This window comes from Exiguobacterium sp. R-17 (assembly GCF_049913315.1).
In the GTDB taxonomy this organism is placed as follows: Bacteria; Bacillota; Bacilli; order Exiguobacteriales; family Exiguobacteriaceae; genus Exiguobacterium_A.
In genome coordinates, this window is sequence record NZ_CP184372.1 from 65598 (window position 1) to 83440 (window position 17843).

The 17843-nt window shown below is 48.3% G+C and carries 17 protein-coding genes, 2 tRNA genes and 1 rRNA gene; all 20 read left to right on the forward strand.

The genetic code is table 11. The features are described 5' to 3' along the window. Positions 1-47 precede the first annotated feature (47 nt). The 20 genes from ACN9MT_RS00365 to ACN9MT_RS00460 all read left to right on the forward strand — a co-directional run bounded on the left by ACN9MT_RS00365 (position 48) and on the right by ACN9MT_RS00460 (position 17690). A complete protein-coding gene (locus ACN9MT_RS00365) occupies positions 48-425 on the forward strand; it encodes an FtsB family cell division protein (RefSeq protein ID WP_035413247.1) in 378 nt (125 codons plus the stop codon). 83 nt (positions 426-508) lie between these two features. Beyond that, positions 509-1024 carry a S1 domain-containing RNA-binding protein gene (locus ACN9MT_RS00370; protein ID WP_035413250.1) on the forward strand — a complete coding sequence of 172 codons (516 nt, stop codon included), beginning with the start codon at positions 509-511 and terminating at the stop codon, positions 1022-1024. Between the two features lie 153 nt (positions 1025-1177). After that, positions 1178-1254 (forward strand) — tRNA-Met (locus ACN9MT_RS00375). Between the two features lie 10 nt (positions 1255-1264). Beyond that, a tRNA-Glu gene (locus tag ACN9MT_RS00380) sits at positions 1265-1336 on the forward strand. Between the two features lie 71 nt (positions 1337-1407). Further along, on the forward strand, positions 1408-2640 hold the full coding sequence (tilS, locus tag ACN9MT_RS00385; protein ID WP_426272574.1) for a tRNA lysidine(34) synthetase TilS: 1233 nt from the start codon (positions 1408-1410) through the stop codon (positions 2638-2640). Between the two features lie 33 nt (positions 2641-2673). Continuing rightward, positions 2674-3219 (forward strand): hypoxanthine phosphoribosyltransferase, encoded by a 546-nt coding sequence (gene hpt, locus ACN9MT_RS00390; RefSeq protein WP_035413256.1) that lies wholly within the window; start codon positions 2674-2676, stop codon positions 3217-3219. 120 nt (positions 3220-3339) lie between these two features. Next, entirely contained in the window at positions 3340-5343 is a 2004-nt protein-coding gene (gene ftsH, locus ACN9MT_RS00395; RefSeq protein ID WP_035413259.1) for an ATP-dependent zinc metalloprotease FtsH, read from the forward strand. 182 nt (positions 5344-5525) lie between these two features. Further along, complete coding sequence (locus tag ACN9MT_RS00400) at positions 5526-6287, forward strand: type III pantothenate kinase (RefSeq protein WP_035413293.1); 762 nt, start codon at positions 5526-5528, stop codon at positions 6285-6287. Positions 6288-6296: 9 nt separating this feature from the next. Then, a complete protein-coding gene (gene hslO / locus ACN9MT_RS00405) occupies positions 6297-7220 on the forward strand; it encodes an Hsp33 family molecular chaperone HslO (RefSeq protein WP_023466563.1) in 924 nt (307 codons plus the stop codon). Positions 7221-7232: 12 nt separating this feature from the next. Continuing rightward, entirely contained in the window at positions 7233-7544 is a 312-nt protein-coding gene (locus ACN9MT_RS00410; protein ID WP_035413262.1) for a hypothetical protein, read from the forward strand. An 80-nt stretch (positions 7545-7624) separates the two neighbouring features. Next, the gene (gene cysK / locus ACN9MT_RS00415) at positions 7625-8569 is read left to right on the forward strand and encodes a cysteine synthase A (RefSeq protein ID WP_056062013.1); all 945 of its coding nucleotides are present in this window, start codon (positions 7625-7627) and stop codon (positions 8567-8569) included. A gap of 87 nt (positions 8570-8656) precedes the next feature. Then, positions 8657-10042 carry an anthranilate synthase component I family protein gene (locus tag ACN9MT_RS00420; RefSeq protein WP_426272575.1) on the forward strand — a complete coding sequence of 462 codons (1386 nt, stop codon included), beginning with the start codon at positions 8657-8659 and terminating at the stop codon, positions 10040-10042. After that, the gene (locus ACN9MT_RS00425; RefSeq protein ID WP_426272576.1) at positions 10039-10620 is read left to right on the forward strand and encodes an anthranilate synthase component II; all 582 of its coding nucleotides are present in this window, start codon (positions 10039-10041) and stop codon (positions 10618-10620) included. The genes ACN9MT_RS00420 and ACN9MT_RS00425 overlap by 4 nt, the downstream gene beginning before the upstream one ends. Beyond that, a complete protein-coding gene (locus ACN9MT_RS00430) occupies positions 10604-11443 on the forward strand; it encodes an aminotransferase class IV (protein WP_426272577.1) in 840 nt (279 codons plus the stop codon). Before ACN9MT_RS00425 ends, ACN9MT_RS00430 begins: the two co-directional genes overlap by 17 nt. Further along, positions 11440-12225: a dihydropteroate synthase gene (gene folP / locus ACN9MT_RS00435; protein WP_035413278.1), complete on the forward strand. Its 786-nt coding sequence runs from the start codon at positions 11440-11442 to the stop codon at positions 12223-12225. The genes ACN9MT_RS00430 and folP overlap by 4 nt, the downstream gene beginning before the upstream one ends. Positions 12226-12227: 2 nt before the next feature. Continuing rightward, positions 12228-12599: a dihydroneopterin aldolase gene (gene folB, locus ACN9MT_RS00440; RefSeq protein ID WP_035413281.1), complete on the forward strand. Its 372-nt coding sequence runs from the start codon at positions 12228-12230 to the stop codon at positions 12597-12599. Next, on the forward strand, positions 12596-13111 hold the full coding sequence (gene folK, locus ACN9MT_RS00445) for a 2-amino-4-hydroxy-6-hydroxymethyldihydropteridine diphosphokinase (RefSeq protein WP_426272578.1): 516 nt from the start codon (positions 12596-12598) through the stop codon (positions 13109-13111). Before folB ends, folK begins: the two co-directional genes overlap by 4 nt. Beyond that, positions 13111-14103, forward strand: coding sequence for a tRNA dihydrouridine synthase DusB (gene dusB, locus ACN9MT_RS00450; RefSeq protein ID WP_035413287.1), 993 nt, complete (start codon positions 13111-13113; stop codon positions 14101-14103). The genes folK and dusB overlap by 1 nt, the downstream gene beginning before the upstream one ends. A gap of 161 nt (positions 14104-14264) precedes the next feature. After that, positions 14265-15746, forward strand: a complete 1482-nt coding sequence (gene lysS / locus ACN9MT_RS00455) for a lysine--tRNA ligase (RefSeq protein ID WP_426273434.1) — start codon at positions 14265-14267, stop codon at positions 15744-15746. Positions 15747-16128: 382 nt separating this feature from the next. Then, positions 16129-17690: ribosomal RNA gene (locus ACN9MT_RS00460) — 16S ribosomal RNA — on the forward strand. The last annotated feature ends 153 nt before the right edge of the window (positions 17691-17843 follow it).

A 17843-nucleotide genomic window follows, 5' to 3' on the forward strand; every position in this document is an offset into this window, starting at 1 on the left:
ATACTAAAGAGTGTCAGGGATGACCACTCAGAAAGAGGAGGGATGATATGCCAACACCGCTCGAATCAGGGCGTCAAACGCCAAAGATCAAGCCGCTCAATGACCGTAAGAAGCAATTGAGTCAGAATGCTATTGAAAACCGTCGACGTCTCAAAAATCGCTTTTTCTTGTGTCTGACCGTCTTTTTGCTCATCTTTTCCCTCATGGGGTGGTCATACATGGAAAAACGGCAATTGATCGCAGAACAAAAGCAGTCATTTCAAGTAGCTGAACAGGAGCAGACGAAAGCAAAAAAAGAGACTGCTCGTCTGAAAGAAGAAATCAATCGTCTCAATGATAAAGAATATGTGGCGAACTTAGCCCGGAGTGAGTTGCTCTATTCGAAAAAAGGAGAAACGATCTTCTACTTTTCACCTGAAGACTAATTGAAGGTTGCCGATTGATTGAAAAAAGAATGAATCACTCGTATAATAAGAAACGAATCAACTAAAAAGGAGCAATACAATTTATGTCGATTGAAGTAGGCAGCAAAGTGCAAGGGAAAGTAACAGGCATCACGAATTTCGGAGCGTTCGTTGAGTTACCAACAGGGAAAACTGGTCTTGTTCACATTAGTGAAGTGGCAGATTCTTATGTTAAGGACATCAATGATGTATTAACGGTTGGTCAAGAAATCACCGTTAAAGTCTTAAGTGTTGAAAACGATGGTAAGATTGGTCTTTCCATTAAAAAAGCCGTCGATCGTCCAGAAGGTGAACGCCCACGTCCAGCACGTCAGTTCGATCGTGGACCACGTCCAGCAGGACAAGATCGCGGACCACGTTCGTTCGATAACAAAGGACCGCGTGGAGGCGGTAATCGTGGAGGCTTCAACAAAGGTGGCCGTAATACACCACCACCGCGCAAAGAACAATCGTTCGATACGTTGATGTCTAGTTTCCTGAAAGATAGTGAAGATCGTCTTGCTACATTGAAACGTCAAACGGATTCAAAACGTGGCGGGCGCGGCGCAAAACGTCAATAACTTGCTGACCTGTTCTTTATAAGAATAGAGATGGAATGACGCCGTTCATTCCATCTTTTATTTTTTTAAAATTATTTTTATAAAAAGCGTTGACTTTCATTTGACCTGCCCGTATTATAGAAAATGTGCTTAAGACGCACGAGTTAAAAATATGGCGGTGTAGCTCAGCTGGCTAGAGCGTACGGTTCATACCCGTGAGGTCGTGGGTTCGACTCCCTCCGCCGCTACCATATTTTTTTTGGCCCGTTGGTCAAGCGGTTAAGACACCGCCCTTTCACGGCGGTAACACGGGTTCGAATCCCGTACGGGTCATTCTCAAAAAGCTATCTCTATTATATAGAGATAGCTTTTTTTAGGTTTTAACGGAAAGGGGTGAAGTCGTAATGGAAGGTGTGCCGTTCGAACCGCTCCTAGTCGGAGTGTCTGGAGGATGTGACTCGATGGTACTCGTCGATCGGTTGTATCGAGAAGGGTATGACATTGCAATTGCACATGTGCATCACGGATTACGAGAAGCATCCGACGAAGAAGCACATTTTATCGAAGACTGGGCAGCAACTCGAAAGATTTTCTTTTTCATGACGCGTTTAGACTGGGCAGGACGTACGAGCTCTCAAGCAGCATGTCGTGAGGAACGGTATGCATTTTTTGAGCGCATCATGGAAGAGACCGGACGCTCGCGTCTTGTTCTCGCCCATCATCAAGATGATCAAATCGAGACGTTGCTCATTCAGCTCGTTCGAGGAGAAGCACAAGTTGATGGGATTCCTGTCATTCGTCCGTTTGGTAACGGCTGGTTACATCGACCGTTACTACATGAATCGAAGCAAGCGTTACTCGATTATGCATGGCAACATGAGGTACCGTGGCGAGAGGATGCATCAAATGCAGAAACGACCTATTTACGAAATCAAATTCGGCATAAGATTCTTCCGCCACTACGAGACATTCGTCCTGGTTTTGAACAGGCAACAGCAGCAGCAGCACATGCGCGACAGCAAATCATGCGTGAGCAGGCGACATTCGTCGCGACCTATCTCGACCGGTGTAAGGAAGCAAACGGAATTCCGGTCGCACGTATTTTAGAATTACCGACGGATTTACAGCGGCTTGTCTTGCCGACACTAACGGGAGAAACGTTTTCTTCAGAAACGATTCGTCACTTCATCATGTGGCTTCGGGTGGATAAGGGCTCGGACGAAGTGTATTATGGAAACTGGAGGATGCGACGTGCATATGGCTTTTTGATGCAAGATCGTGTGATACGGTCAATGAATGACGATTTACCGTTTCAAGTAGGGGAGAATTTGGGAACGTATCATTATGGTGAACAAATGGTTCGCTTCTCAATCGGAAACCAAGGTATCCCGCTGGACGCGATTGCGTTCCCGTTGACGGTGCGTCCGCCACGTCCAGGAGATCGAATGCAGCTTGCTGTGGGTTCGAAAAAAGTCAGTCGAATTCTGATTGATGCGAAGGTTCCACGTTATCTCCGAGAACAGGTTCCGGTCGTCGTCGATGCAAATGGAGTGATTTTAGCCGTCATTGGACATCGAATTGCAATATTCGGGTCATTTGAACTCCTCGCAAAATCTTATTTAATGATAGAATGGTAATGTAGTGTTTATTATGGAGGAGGAATACCTAGCATGACCTTGATGAACGATATGGAAAAAGTATTGATTTCAGAAGAAGAGATCCAAAATAAAGTGGGCGAACTCGCCGGCGATTTGACAGCGGATTATCACGATCGTTTTCCGTTGCTTGTGTGTGTCTTAAAAGGCGCAATGCCTTTCATGTCCGATCTTGTCAAAAAGATGGATATGCATCTTGAAATGGACTTCATGGACGTTTCGACGTATCACGGTGGGACAACATCAACCGGTGAAGTCAAGATTGAAAAAGATTTGAACACATCGGTAGAAGGACGCGACATCTTGATTGTCGAAGATATCATCGACAGCGGATTGACGCTTGGTTACCTCGTAGACCTCTTCAAGTACCGGAAAGCGAAGTCCGTTAAAATCGTGACATTGCTCGACAAACCGACAGGACGGAAAAATGACTTGCATGCAGATTACAGCGGCTTCGTCATTCCACACGAATTTGTCGTCGGGTATGGTCTGGATTACGAAGAGAAATACCGTAACCTTCCGTATGTAGGTGTCTTGAAACCTGCAGTCTACGGTGGCTAATTATTTTTAATCTCGTCTGTCCCATGATAAGATGAAACCAATTACAAAGCGCGCCCTGTCGCGCCAGGATTCGTATTCATCCATTAGAAAAACGAGATGGATGCGGAGAGGAGGCATAAGATGAACCGAGCAGTGAAGAATACCCTCGTGTTTGGGGTCATTTTTCTAGCTTTGATCTTGTTTCTGCAATACTTGCAGAGTCCAGTGAACAAAAGCAAAGAAATCAATTACACACAGTTTGTCGAGTCTGTTGAAAAAGGTGAAATCAAGACGGCTACCTTCCAGTATGAAGGCCAGACGTATAATGTGACAGGAGATTTGCGTGCAAAAGATTCGACGTATGAAACAGTCGTACCGGCTGTTGATACGGAACTAACGGATCTCTACACGCAATTGAAAAGCCAAGGAGTCAAGATGGACTTCAAGGCAGCAGAAACGAATGGTGGTTGGATCGCGTTATTAACGACGATCGTTCCATTCATCATCATCTTCATCCTCTTCTTCTTCTTGATTAATCAAGCACAAGGTGGCGGTGGTGGCGGTCGCGTCATGAACTTCGGGAAATCGAAGGCACGCCTCTACGATACAGAGAAGAAAAAGATTACGTTTGATGATGTAGCCGGCGCAGACGAAGAGAAACAAGAACTCGTCGAAGTCGTCGAATTCTTAAAAGATCCGCGTAAATTCGCGAAGCTCGGTGCCCGTATTCCGAAAGGGGTTCTCCTCGTGGGTCCTCCAGGTACAGGTAAAACGTTGCTCGCGCGTGCTGCAGCTGGTGAAGCTGGCGTACCATTCTTCTCGATTTCAGGTTCTGACTTCGTTGAGATGTTCGTTGGTGTCGGGGCATCACGTGTTCGTGACTTGTTCGAAAACGCGAAGAAAAACGCACCATGTATCATCTTCATTGATGAAATCGATGCTGTCGGTCGTCAACGGGGCGCAGGTCTCGGTGGTGGACATGATGAGCGTGAGCAGACATTGAACCAACTTCTCGTCGAGATGGATGGATTCAGTGAAAACGAAGGCATCATCATGATCGCAGCAACGAACCGTGCTGATATTCTTGACCCTGCGTTACTCCGTCCAGGTCGTTTTGACCGTCAAATCACGGTTGATCGTCCAGATGTCGTCGGTCGTGAAGCAGTCTTGAAAGTACACGCGCGGAACAAACCGCTTGATTCAACGGTTGATTTAAAAGCCATCGCACAACGGACGCCTGGATTCTCGGGTGCGGATCTTGAAAACCTTCTAAACGAAGCAGCACTTGTTGCCGCTCGGGCAGATCGTGATAAGGTCTCGATCGTTGATCTCGAAGAAGCGATTGACCGTGTTATCGCTGGACCAGCGAAGAAGAGCCGGATCATCTCGCCGAAAGAGAAAAAGATCGTCGCATGGCATGAAGCTGGACATACGATCATCGGTGTCACGCTCGACGATGCGGACGAAGTACACAAAGTAACAATCGTTCCTCGTGGTAACGCGGGCGGATACGTCGTCATGTTGCCAAAAGAAGATCGTTACTTCATGACGAAGCCGGAACTCGAAGATAAGATTACTGGATTGCTCGGTGGTCGCGTTGCAGAGGACATCGTCTTCGGAGAAGTCTCGACTGGAGCAAGCAATGACTTCCAGCGTGCGACAGGTCTTGCACGGAAAATGGTCATGGAGTTCGGAATGAGTGAAAAACTCGGACCGCTTCAATTCGGATCAGGTCAAAGCGGTAACGTCTTCCTCGGCCGTGATTTCCAAAACGAACAGAATTACTCGGATGCGATTGCACACGAGATCGATACGGAAATCCAAGCGATCATCAACCGCTGTTACCAAAAAGCGAAAGATATCTTGACTGAGAAACGCGATCAGCTCGACTTGATTGCAACGACGTTGCTTGAAGTCGAAACACTTGATCAAAAACAAATTCACCATCTCTTAGAGACAGGCGAATACAAAAAACATGAACCAGAAGCAACGACTCCAAAAGCAGAAGAGAAAGCACCGGAATCGACAGATGCAACCGTCGATCAACCGACAGAGTCTCCAACGCAAATGGGTTCAGTCGTTGACGAAGGACAAAATGTAGATACGGATACACCAGATACGCCGCGTCGCGACGATCAAGTGTAAACGGATGGAACGGATTCGATCTCGCATCGAATCCGTTCTTTTTTGTTACAGATCGAGCGAATACACATCGGTAGGTGTGACCATACGAGCATGGTATAATCACAACGTATATCATTCCGAGCGTGAAACGACGGAATATAAAAAGAAGCATGAAAATCGAGAAGAAGCGGGGAAATAAGCAAATGATTTTAGTCATCGATGTCGGAAATACGAATATCGTCTTAGGTGTCTATCAAGGACAAGAGTTGATCGAGCATTGGCGGATTGCGACAGACCGGACACGGACGACGGACGAATACGGTATGCTCGTCAAAGCGTTGTTTCGTGACGCAGAGCTAAACGTGGAAGAAATCGAGGGAATCGTGTTATCATCTGTCGTACCCCCCGTCGTGTTTCCACTAGAAAATATGTGTGTGCGTTACTTTAAACGCCGTCCGTTTTTGATTGGACCAGGAATCAAGACAGGACTCGATTTAAAAGTCGATAATCCACGGGAAGTGGGAGCCGATCGAATCGTCAATGCAGTAGCGGCGACGGCGAAATACGAGGGACCGATGATCATCGTCGATTTTGGAACAGCGACGACGTACTGTTACATCGATGCACAAAAACGGTATTACGGTGGCATCATCTCACCGGGTGTGATGGTTGCGACCGAGGCACTCTATAATAAGGCAGCAAAATTGCCGCGAATTGAAATTGCGAAACCGCAGTCAACCATCGGACGAAATACGATCCATGCGATGCAATCGGGTACGTATTTCGGATATGTGGCGCAGGTGGACGGACTCGTTCACCGGATGAAAGAAGAAATGGGTGAAGCGAAGGTCATTGCGACCGGTGGTTTAGCCCGACTAATCAGCGAGGAATCCACGATGATTGAGATCGTCGATCCATTCTTGACGTTAGATGGATTACGGATTATCTACGAACGAAATAAGTGAGGGATTAAGATGAAACGGGAAGAATTATTAGCACAATTAAAAGATGACTATTTAGTACGGGCGTTAGGCTTCAACGGAGAAGTTCGTGCATTTGCGATCCGTTCGACAAAAACGGTCTATGAAGCACAACTTCGTCACCAGACGACACCGGTCGTCACGGCAGCGCTCGGTCGGACACTAACAATCGGCGCGATGATGGGTACGATGCAAAAAGGCGATACACGTGTCACATTAAAAGTCGAAGGCGATGGACCAATCGGAAAAATCATCGTCGATGCCGATGCAAAAGGGGTCGTTCGTGGATATGTCAGTCGTCCCCGCGTCGAGATGGATACGTACGTCAATGCAGACGGTCTGACGAAATTAAAAGTCGGTGAAGCGGTCGGTCGCGGAAACATCTCTGTCATCAAGGATCTCGGGTTGCGTGACTTTGTCGGTGGTCAATCTCCGATTCAAACCGGTGAGATCAGCGAAGACTTCACGTATTACTTCGCTGTATCGGAACAAAGTCCATCAGTCGTTGGAGCTGGCGTTCTCGTTTACCCAGAAGACGAATCGGTCATTGCAGCAGGTGGGTTGATCGTTCAATTGATGCCGGGTGCATCGGAAGAGACGATCGCAGCGCTTGAAAAACGTGTCGGAGCTCTTAAACCAATCTCCATTCTCGTCGGTGAGGAAAAAACACCCGAAGAAATGTTAGAACTCGTTCTCGGTGACTACGAACATCTTGATACGATTCCGGTGTCATTCGAATGTACGTGTGACCGCGACAAATTAGCAACAGCGATTATTGCCCTTGGACCAGATGAGATTCAAGCGATGATTGATGAAGATGGTGGCGCGGAAGCTGTTTGTCACTTCTGTTCAGAGCATTATCACTATGATGTTCCAGAATTAGAGGAACTTCGCGAAAAATCACTCGAAAGAGCATAAGAGGGATCCGATATGGGGAATGTACAACCTAAGTACTTGTGGATGTTGATCTTCATCTTATTGTTGACGAATTTCATGACCGGCGCTTATGCCTTCATGGGTGAGCTCCCTAAGGTCGATTCTCCTAAAATCGTTCAGGACAGTATTGGTGGTCCGCTTGAGGATGTCATCGCCGAAGTCGGTGATGAAAAAATCACCCGAGCAATGGTCTATCAGACGATGCGAACGGAACAAGAGAAGCAGACAATCGATCGTTTGATTCAAGAAGCGGTCGAGCGCCAGACAAAGGATGGAAAAAAGCCGGAAGTTAAACGCTTTGATTGACAGATTTCATCCAGTCCGCTGATAATTAATCTATCGGATTACTTGGAATTCAAGCGGTTCACTAATGAGGAGGAATGGTCATGCGTATTGCGAATTCAGTATTAGATTTAGTCGGTCGGACACCGATCGTCAAGTTACATCATCTAACGGGTCCTGAGGATGCAGATGTATATCTGAAACTGGAGTACATGAACCCTGGATCGAGCGTAAAAGACCGGATCGCGTTATCAATGATTGAAGCGGCAGAAGAAGCAGGTCAACTTAAAGAGGGAGATACGATCATCGAGCCGACGAGTGGGAACACGGGTATCGGACTAGCGATGGTCGCTTCGGCGAAGGGATACCGTTCCATCCTCGTCATGCCGGAAACAATGAGCATGGAACGTCGGACGTTGCTTCGCGCCTATGGTGCGGAATTGATTTTGACGCCAGGTCCTGAAGGGATGAAGGGTGCGATCGCTCGCGCGACAGCGGAAGCGGAAGAGCACGGTTACTTCATGCCGCAACAATTCAATAACGGTGCCAATCCAGTCGTTCATGAAAAAACGACAGGTCCTGAAATCGTCGAAGCGTTCGAAGGTATGCAACTCGATGCGTTCATCGCGGGAATCGGAACCGGTGGAACGATCACGGGTGCTGGTAAAGTGTTGCGCGATGCTTTCCAAGGCATTGAAATCATTGCTGTTGAACCAACGGATTCACCGGTCTTATCAGGTGGTAAACCGGGGCCGCATAAACTGCAAGGTATCGGTGCTGGATTCGTACCGTCGATTCTCGATACAGATATTTATGATGGTGTCGAGCAAATCACGACGGAAGAAGCATTTGATCACGCACGCCGAGCAGCGAAGACGAACGGTGTCTTAGGCGGTATCTCGTCAGGTGCTGCGATTGCAGCGGCACTGAAGACGGCAAAACGTCTCGGCAAAGGAAAAAATGTTCTCGCGATCATTCCTTCGAATGGTGAGCGGTACTTAAGTACACCGCTGTATCAAGTCGAGGAAGAAGCAGATCAATCGAAGTAATCCATCATACGTACACGGAAGTCATTCGGCTTCCGTGTACTTTTTTGCGTATAATGAGAGCAGAATAGTGTGAAGTGGAGGACGCGTATGCGACAGACGAAATATAAAGCAATACCATGGACGAAAGAACAATTCTACAATCGGTATGTCGAACAGACGATTGGAACAACAGGACACGTCTGGCTCGAAAGCGGTCGAATCGGACGGTGTACGATGGCGGCGACTCGTCCTGTCGGATACGTCCGGACAAAGGACGGGATGACGACGATTGAGACAGATGGAAAAGTCGAGACGTCGACGGCAAACCCGTTTGATCTACTCGAACGACTCCGCGTCGAACGTGAATCCATCCGACCGGATGGAATGCCGCCATTCTTTGGTGGATTTGCCGGATATGTCAGTTATGATGCTGTCCGTTATTTAGAAAAGCTACCGGAGCAAGCGATGGATGATTTACAAACACCTGATCTATCGTTCTACTGGTACGATGAAGTTGCTGTGTTTGATGAGGAAACGAAACAATTGTTCATTGCCGTGACGCGAGACACAGCAGAGGAAGCAACACAGATTCTTGAAGAAGAAGTCGCGCGTTGGTGCGTCAAGACAAATAGACCGCAGTTTACAACAACCGGTTCATCCGGCGAACGAGAACGAGCTTTCGGACAGGAAGCGTTCATGACAGCGGCACACCGGATTAAATCGTATATTGAGGATGGTGACGTCTTCCAAGTCAATTTGTCCGTCCGTCAACAAGAACCGCTTGGGACGACAGCGGAACATCTGTATGATGTATTACGACAAATTAATCCTTCTCCATACATGGGTTACTTCGCAGATGAGGATTTAACACTTGTGTCCGCCTCACCTGAGTTGCTCGTCGAAAAAATAGGTGATGCGTTAGCAACGCGTCCGATTGCGGGAACACGGCCACGCGGGAAGGATGAAGCGGAGGATCTACGACTCGCGAAAACCTTACTCGATAACGAAAAAGAACGGGCAGAGCATGTGATGCTCGTTGATTTAGAGCGTAATGATTTAGGGCGCGTTAGTCGTTATGGTACGGTCCATGTCGATGAGCTGATGGTGATCGAGAAATACTCCCACGTGCAACATATCGTCTCAAATGTCAGAGGCGAAGTGGCTCCGGAACACTCCGGGAGTCAAGTGCTCGCTGCAATGTTCCCAGGTGGGACGATCACCGGCGCGCCAAAAATCCGGACGATGGAAATCATCGAGGAACTAGAACCGATCCGGCGTGGCATCTACACTGGATCGCTTGGCTTCATCAGTTGGGCGGATGATGTCATTTTCAACATCTTGATTCGGACACTCGTCGCAAAAGACGGGATGGCATATGTTCAAGCAGGTGCTGGAGTCGTCACGGACTCGGACGCAGCACGTGAATACGAAGAGTCACTCAGTAAAGCCAAAGCGTTATGGGTAACAAAAGAAACGGCGGAGGGAACACGATGATTGTATTGATTGATAACTATGATTCCTTTACGTATAACTTAGTCCAGTATTTCGGCGAACTTGGACAAGACATCCGGGTATTTCGCAACGACGCGATTACGCTTGCAGAAATCGAAGCGTTGCAGCCCGATCATCTCGTCATCTCGCCGGGTCCCTGTACACCGAATGAAGCGGGGATCAGTTTAGAGGCGATTGCTTATTTTGCGGGGAAGGTACCGATCCTAGGAGTTTGCTTGGGTCATCAAGCGATTGGGCAAGTATTCGGTGGTAAAGTCATCCGAGCGAAGGAATTGATGCACGGAAAAGTCTCGCCACTGACGCATGACGGACAAGGGATCTTTGAACGGATCCCACAAGCGACACCGGTGACGCGTTACCATTCACTTGTCGTTGAACGTAAGACATTCCCGGAAGTACTCGAAGTGACAGCGGAAGTCGGCGGAGAGATCATGGCACTCCGTCACCGGACGTTACCGATTTTAGGTGTCCAGTTCCACCCGGAAGCGATTTTGACACGAGACGGTAAACAGATGTTAAAAAATTTCTTGGAGTTGACGCATTATGTATCTCTGGCATGACGGAATCATCAAACGAGAAGAAGAGATAAGAATCTCCCCACTTGATCATGGATTCGTCTACGGGATGGGTATATTCGAGACGTTTCGGACGTATAACGGACATCCGTTTTTGTTCGATGATCATATCGAACGTTTGCGGATGAGTTGTGTCGCACTCGGGATACAGTTAGCGTATGATCGGGAAGCCTTACGGCAAGCAATCCAAGATTTATATGAAGCATATGAGGCGAACGATCTCTATATCCGGTTGAATGTTTCGGCTGGTCCGCGTGAGATTGGGTTATCAATTGACCCTTACGATACGCCAACCGTGTTGATCTATGCGGAACCAATCGCTCCACGAAAACGGGCGGAACGTGCACTCGAGACGATTCGTTTGCCGCGCAGTACGCCGGAAACGACATATCGCTTAAAGTCACATCATTACATGAACAATCTAGTCGCGAAACGTCAATTGTTCAATCCAGAAGCAGAAGGGCTGTTCTTGACGAAGGAAGGTCATGTCTGTGAAGGCATTACGTCAAATATCTTTTGGCGTTACGGAAGTACATGGTATACGTCGCCCCTTGAGACCGGTGCATTGAATGGGATTACCCGTCAGTTCCTCATGCAACATTTACCGGTCGAAGAACGTCTGGCATATTTACCACAGCTCGAAGAGTCAGATGAGATCATCTATACGAATTCCGTTCAGGAAGCGGTCGCCATTTCGTCACTTGACGGACGCCCTTTCCCCGGAATCAACGGAACAGCATATGCGGAGATTATGAAACTCTTCGATCAATCTGTCGAACATGTGACAACAAGGAGGGAACAACCATGACTTACATCATGGGTATTTTGAACGTGACACCGGACTCTTTTTCGGACGGTGGACAATATGTTGATATCGAGCAAGCGATGCGGCAAGCGCGTCAGCTTGTCGCGGATGGAGCAGATGCGATCGATATCGGTGGAGAATCGACACGACCGGGTGCGGCGTTCGTGTCAGTTGAAGAAGAACTCGCTCGTGTCTTACCGATCATTAAGCGCATCAAACGAGAGCTGAACGTCCTCGTGTCGATCGATACGTATAAACCGGTCGTCGCAGAAGCTGCTATTCAAGCAGGAGCGGACATCATCAATGACGTATGGGGTTCGAAGTGGGGCGATCGTTCGATGGTCAAGGTCGCTGCGCAGTATGAAGTACCAATCATTTTAATGCATAATCGGGAAACGGCGCATGGAACAGATATGCTTGCGGAAGTCCGTGCTGACCTTGAGGAATCAATCCGGTTAGCGAAACAGGCAGGCGTGGCGGAAGAGCACATTTGGCTCGACCCAGGGATTGGATTCATGAAAACGCAGGAAGAGAACTTGTACTTGATGCGTTACCTGTCCATCGTCACGGACTTCGGGTATCCGGTTTTACTTGGAACGTCCCGTAAATCGATGATTGGTCTCGCGCTTGGATTGCCAACGGAAGAACGACTTGAAGGAACGATTGCTACGGTTTGCTACGGGATTCAACAAGGATGTGACTGGGTGCGTGTACATGACGTCAAAGAAGTCAAACGGGCAGCGCAGATGATGGACATCATGTTAGCTGCGACGAAAGGGGAATGACGGTGGATCGAATTCATGTAACAGGAATGCGTTTTTATGGGTATCACGGTGTATTTGCAGAAGAGACGAAACTCGGTCAACGCTTCAATGTCGACTTATCGATCGGACTTGCATTGGCAGAAGCCGGTCGGACGGATGATTTGACGAAAAGTGTCAATTACGCTGAATTGTATGAAGCGACAAAACGTGTCGTCGAAGGAGAACCGCTCCAACTCGTCGAAGCCTTGGCGGATCGTATTGCAAAAGAAGTCTTTGCGTTAGACGGACGGATTGAAGAAGCGTCGATCAAAGTTATCAAACCGGATCCGCCGATTGCTGGTCATTATGAACATGTGGCAGTCGAGATCAATCGACTCCGGGGGGACTATGCATGAAGGAAGCTTACATTGCACTCGGTTCAAACATTGGCGATAAAGCGGCTCACTTAAGAGCAGCGATCGCTCGCCTGAGAGCCTTATCGTCTGTTCATGATGTAAAGGTCTCTTCCATTTATGAGACTGTACCTGTCGGGTATCTCGATCAGGATTTATTTTATAATATGGTCGTCCGGATTCAAACGACGGACGAGGCGGATGTCTTACTTGAGCGACTGCAGGAAATCGAACAGCTAGAAGGACGCGAGCGTCTGTTCAAAAATGGACCGCGGACGCTTGATTTAGATATTTTGTTATATGGGGGAGAACGTATTGACCTTGAAGGATTAACCGTTCCGCATCCGCGGATGCAAGAGCGGGCATTCGTCCTCGCGCCATTACGGGAACTGGCAGCAACATGCGTCATACCTGGTCTTGGGCAAAGTGTCGAGCAATTGTACCAGCAGTTACCAGAGACAGAACAAAACGGTGTGCGACGCTTAGGTGGTCTTTTAGAAGCGGAGGAACAATAATGGAATTTAACATTGGTGATGTCAAATTGAAGAATCAAGTCATCTTGGCACCGATGGCAGGCGTCTGTAATCCCGCGTTTCGGTTGATCGCAAAAGAATTCGGCGCGGGACTCGTCTGTGCGGAGATGGTCAGCGATAAAGGGATCTTGTACGAGAACGAACGGACGCTACAGATGCTGTACGTGGATGAGCGGGAAAAACCGCTGAGTCTTCAAATCTATGGTGGTTCAAAGGAGACACTCGTTCAAGCAGCGCGATATGTCGAAGCGAACACGAATGCCGACATCATTGATATCAATATGGGGTGTCCGGTCCCGAAAGTCACGAAAAGTGATGCTGGAGCGAAATGGTTGCTTGATCCGGATAAGGTCTATGAGATGGTCCATGCGGTGACACAAGCGATCGATAAACCGGTGACGGTCAAAATGCGGACCGGCTGGGACAGTCATCACATCTATTGTGTGGATAATGTCAAAGCGGCAGAAGCGGGTGGTGCGAAGGCTGTTGCCATTCACGGACGGACACGTTCACAAAAATATGAAGGTGTCGCAGACTGGAACATCATCGGTGAAGCAAAAAAAGCGGTCAATATTCCAATCATCGGAAACGGGGATGTTCAAACCCCACAAGATGCTAAACGAATGATTGATGAGATTGGTGTCGACGGTGTCATGATCGGACGGGCCGCTCTCGGAAACCCATGGATGTTGTATCAGACAATCCAGTATCTCGAATCAGGAACGCTTCCGGCAGAACCGACGGCGCGCGAGAAGATTGATATTTGTCTCTTGCACGCTACACGACTGGTCGCGCTAAAAGGAGAAGAACTCGCCGTGCGCGAAATGCGGACACATGTCGCCTGGTACTTGAAAGGAATGAAGGGGAACGGTCGCGTTCGCAATGCGTTATTTAACATCGACACGCATACGGGACTCGTTGAACTGTTACAGCAGTACTTGCAGACACTCGAAGAAGACGTAGCGTATGCCTAACAGGTAAAGTATAGTCGGACAGAGTCGTTTTGTGGTACGCTAGTTGCATTGAAGATGAGCGTATCGGTTTTCTAAAGGGCTGTCGGTCATTCCGGCAGCTTTTTATTCGAGAGAATCGTCGTGAACCATTATTAAAAGGAGTGAAGACAGTGAGTCAGGATATGGAAATGAACGATCAAATGCAGGTGCGTCTCAGTAAGATGAACGCCATGCGTGAACAAGGTCTCGATCCATTCGGCGCACGTTTTGAACGTTCGACGGATACTGCGAGCATTCGTGCATCATTTGGTGAACATACAAAAGAAGAATTGGCTGAACTGAAACCGGAAGTTGCCATCGCAGGTCGTGTCATGACGACACGTCGTAAAGGGAAGGTTGGCTTTACGAATGTTCAGGATGTACAAGGTCAAATTCAGTTGTATGTTCGTAAAGATGACGTCGGTGAAGAGGCGTATGAGATCTATAAGACATGTGACTTAGGTGACATCGTCGGGATCCAAGGATACGTGTTCAAGACGAATGTTGGTGAACTCTCTGTTCACGTCACAGCATTTACGTTATTGACAAAAGCGTTACGTCCGCTTCCGGATAAATATCATGGATTAAAGGATATCGAGCAACGCTACCGTCAGCGCTATCTCGACCTTATTACGAACCAAGAATCACGTGAGACATTCATCGCGCGGAGTAAAGTCATTCGTGGAATCCGTCAGTATCTTGATAACCTCGGATACTTGGAAGTCGAAACACCAATGTTGCATACGATCGCGGGTGGAGCATCGGCGCGTCCGTTCATCACGCATCATAATGCACTCGACATGACGCTTTACATGCGGATTGCGATTGAGCTTCATTTGAAACGTTTGATCGTCGGTGGACTTGAGAAAGTCTACGAAATCGGTCGTGTATTCCGTAATGAAGGAATCTCAACACGTCATAACCCAGAGTTTACGATGATCGAACTCTATGAAGCGTATGCGGATTATAAAGACATCATGAACTTAACAGAGAACCTGATTGCTCACGTCGCACAAGAAGTACTCGGTACGACACAAGTCACTTACGGAGAAGACGTCATCGATTTATCTGTCGGTTGGAAACGAGCGCACATGGTAGATCTCGTTAAAGAAGCAACAGGTCTCGACTTCTTCGAACAGATTTCGAACGAACGTGCCCTTGAACTCGCGCATGAACACGGTGTTGAAGTCCAGTCGCACATGACGACGGGACATATCTTGAATGAGTTCTTCGAACAAAAAGTAGAAGAAACACTCGTTCAACCAACATTCGTCTATGGTCATCCTGTTGAAGTATCACCACTTGCGAAGAAAAATCCAGAAGATCCACGCTTTACGGATCGTTTTGAATTATTCATCGTCCGTCGTGAGCATGCGAATGCCTTTACGGAATTGAACGATCCAATCGATCAACGTGAACGTTTCGAAGCACAACTCGTCGAAAAAGAAGCAGGAAACGACGAAGCGCATGAAATGGATACAGACTTCATTGAAGCACTCGAGTACGGTATGCCGCCAACGGGTGGTCTTGGGATCGGGATCGATCGTCTCGTCATGTTGTTGACGAATGCGCCATCGATTCGTGATGTATTACTCTTCCCAACGATGCGTCACCAACAAAATTAATGAGTAGAGCTCTGTTCTTTCTATACTGTATAGAAGGAACGGAGCGTTCTTTTTGGAATCAACACAGGAATAAACAAGTCAAAAAACGGGTAAACAAAAGTTTTTAAATGTTTTTCTAATAAAATGCTTGTACGATTCAAAAAGCCATGGTATATTACTTCTTGTGCCGCGAATGGTCGTGACACACAAAAATAAATATCAAAAAAAGTTGTTGACAATCGGGTTGATAACTTGTTAAGATATTAAAGTCGCTGAAAACGACACGACGAACTTTGAAAACTGAACGATGAGGCAAAAATCGTATTCTACGGAATACAAAAACGAATGAAGCGCAAGCTTCGTCAATCGTGACTCCGGTCACAACAACGAGCAAGTCAAACACTTTATGGAGAGTTTGATCCTGGCTCAGGACGAACGCTGGCGGCGTGCCTAATACATGCAAGTCGAGCGCAGGAAGCTGACGGAACTCTTCGGAGGGAAGGCAGTGGAATGAGCGGCGGACGGGTGAGTAACACGTAAGGAACCTGCCTCAAGGATTGGGATAACTCCGAGAAATCGGAGCTAATACCGGATAGTTCATTGGACCGCATGGTCCGGTGATGAAAGGCGCTCCGGCGTCACCTTGAGATGGCCTTGCGGTGCATTAGCTAGTTGGTGGGGTAACGGCCCACCAAGGCGACGATGCATAGCCGACCTGAGAGGGTGATCGGCCACACTGGGACTGAGACACGGCCCAGACTCCTACGGGAGGCAGCAGTAGGGAATCTTCCACAATGGACGAAAGTCTGATGGAGCAACGCCGCGTGAGTGATGAAGGTTTTCGGATCGTAAAACTCTGTTGTAAGGGAAGAACACGTACGAGAGGAAATGCTCGTACCTTGACGGTACCTTACGAGAAAGCCACGGCTAACTACGTGCCAGCAGCCGCGGTAATACGTAGGTGGCAAGCGTTGTCCGGAATTATTGGGCGTAAAGCGCGCGCAGGCGGCCTTTTAAGTCTGATGTGAAAGCCCCCGGCTCAACCGGGGAGGGCCATTGGAAACTGGAAGGCTTGAGTACAGAAGAGAAGAGTGGAATTCCACGTGTAGCGGTGAAATGCGTAGAGATGTGGAGGAACACCAGTGGCGAAGGCGACTCTTTGGTCTGTAACTGACGCTGAGGCGCGAAAGCGTGGGGAGCAAACAGGATTAGATACCCTGGTAGTCCACGCCGTAAACGATGAGTGCTAGGTGTTGGGGGGTTTCCGCCCCTCAGTGCTGAAGCTAACGCATTAAGCACTCCGCCTGGGGAGTACGGCCGCAAGGCTGAAACTCAAAGGAATTGACGGGGACCCGCACAAGCGGTGGAGCATGTGGTTTAATTCGAAGCAACGCGAAGAACCTTACCAACTCTTGACATCCCATTGACCGCTTGAGAGATCAAGTTTTCCCTTCGGGGACAATGGTGACAGGTGGTGCATGGTTGTCGTCAGCTCGTGTCGTGAGATGTTGGGTTAAGTCCCGCAACGAGCGCAACCCCTATCCTTAGTTGCCAGCATTCAGTTGGGCACTCTAGGGAGACTGCCGGTGACAAACCGGAGGAAGGTGGGGATGACGTCAAATCATCATGCCCCTTATGAGTTGGGCTACACACGTGCTACAATGGACGGTACAAAGGGCAGCGAGACCGCGAGGTGGAGCCAATCCCATAAAGCCGTTCCCAGTTCGGATTGCAGGCTGCAACTCGCCTGCATGAAGTCGGAATCGCTAGTAATCGCAGGTCAGCATACTGCGGTGAATACGTTCCCGGGTCTTGTACACACCGCCCGTCACACCACGAGAGTTTGCAACACCCGAAGCCGGTGAGGTAACCGCAAGGAGCCAGCCGTCGAAGGTGGGGTAGATGATTGGGGTGAAGTCGTAACAAGGTAGCCGTATCGGAAGGTGCGGCTGGATCACCTCCTTTCTAAGGAAAACGTCCCTTACGGGACATGCCCATCGTTCAGTTTTGAGAGCTCGTCTCTCACGTCTCGCAAGAGACACTCGCACCTTGAAAACTGAAGACATCAACAAGACATCAAACTTTTAATTAACCATGTCATTTAAGACGTGTGTTCTT

What these genes read in the sequence shown, in the direction of transcription:
- ACN9MT_RS00365 (WP_035413247.1), top strand. Translation starts at nt 48, where the DNA reads ATGCCAACACCGCTCGAATCAGGGCGTCAAACGCCAAAGATCAAGCCG.
- ACN9MT_RS00370 (WP_035413250.1), top strand. Translation starts at nt 509, where the DNA reads ATGTCGATTGAAGTAGGCAGCAAAGTGCAAGGGAAAGTAACAGGCATC.
- tilS (WP_426272574.1), top strand. Translation starts at nt 1,408, where the DNA reads ATGGAAGGTGTGCCGTTCGAACCGCTCCTAGTCGGAGTGTCTGGAGGA.
- hpt (WP_035413256.1), top strand. Translation starts at nt 2,674, where the DNA reads ATGACCTTGATGAACGATATGGAAAAAGTATTGATTTCAGAAGAAGAG.
- ftsH (WP_035413259.1), top strand. Translation starts at nt 3,340, where the DNA reads ATGAACCGAGCAGTGAAGAATACCCTCGTGTTTGGGGTCATTTTTCTA.
- ACN9MT_RS00400 (WP_035413293.1), top strand. Translation starts at nt 5,526, where the DNA reads ATGATTTTAGTCATCGATGTCGGAAATACGAATATCGTCTTAGGTGTC.
- hslO (WP_023466563.1), top strand. Translation starts at nt 6,297, where the DNA reads ATGAAACGGGAAGAATTATTAGCACAATTAAAAGATGACTATTTAGTA.
- ACN9MT_RS00410 (WP_035413262.1), top strand. Translation starts at nt 7,233, where the DNA reads ATGGGGAATGTACAACCTAAGTACTTGTGGATGTTGATCTTCATCTTA.
- cysK (WP_056062013.1), top strand. Translation starts at nt 7,625, where the DNA reads ATGCGTATTGCGAATTCAGTATTAGATTTAGTCGGTCGGACACCGATC.
- ACN9MT_RS00420 (WP_426272575.1), top strand. Translation starts at nt 8,657, where the DNA reads ATGCGACAGACGAAATATAAAGCAATACCATGGACGAAAGAACAATTC.
- ACN9MT_RS00425 (WP_426272576.1), top strand. Translation starts at nt 10,039, where the DNA reads ATGATTGTATTGATTGATAACTATGATTCCTTTACGTATAACTTAGTC.
- ACN9MT_RS00430 (WP_426272577.1), top strand. Translation starts at nt 10,604, where the DNA reads ATGTATCTCTGGCATGACGGAATCATCAAACGAGAAGAAGAGATAAGA.
- folP (WP_035413278.1), top strand. Translation starts at nt 11,440, where the DNA reads ATGACTTACATCATGGGTATTTTGAACGTGACACCGGACTCTTTTTCG.
- folK (WP_426272578.1), top strand. Translation starts at nt 12,596, where the DNA reads ATGAAGGAAGCTTACATTGCACTCGGTTCAAACATTGGCGATAAAGCG.
- dusB (WP_035413287.1), top strand. Translation starts at nt 13,111, where the DNA reads ATGGAATTTAACATTGGTGATGTCAAATTGAAGAATCAAGTCATCTTG.
- lysS (WP_426273434.1), top strand. Translation starts at nt 14,265, where the DNA reads ATGGAAATGAACGATCAAATGCAGGTGCGTCTCAGTAAGATGAACGCC.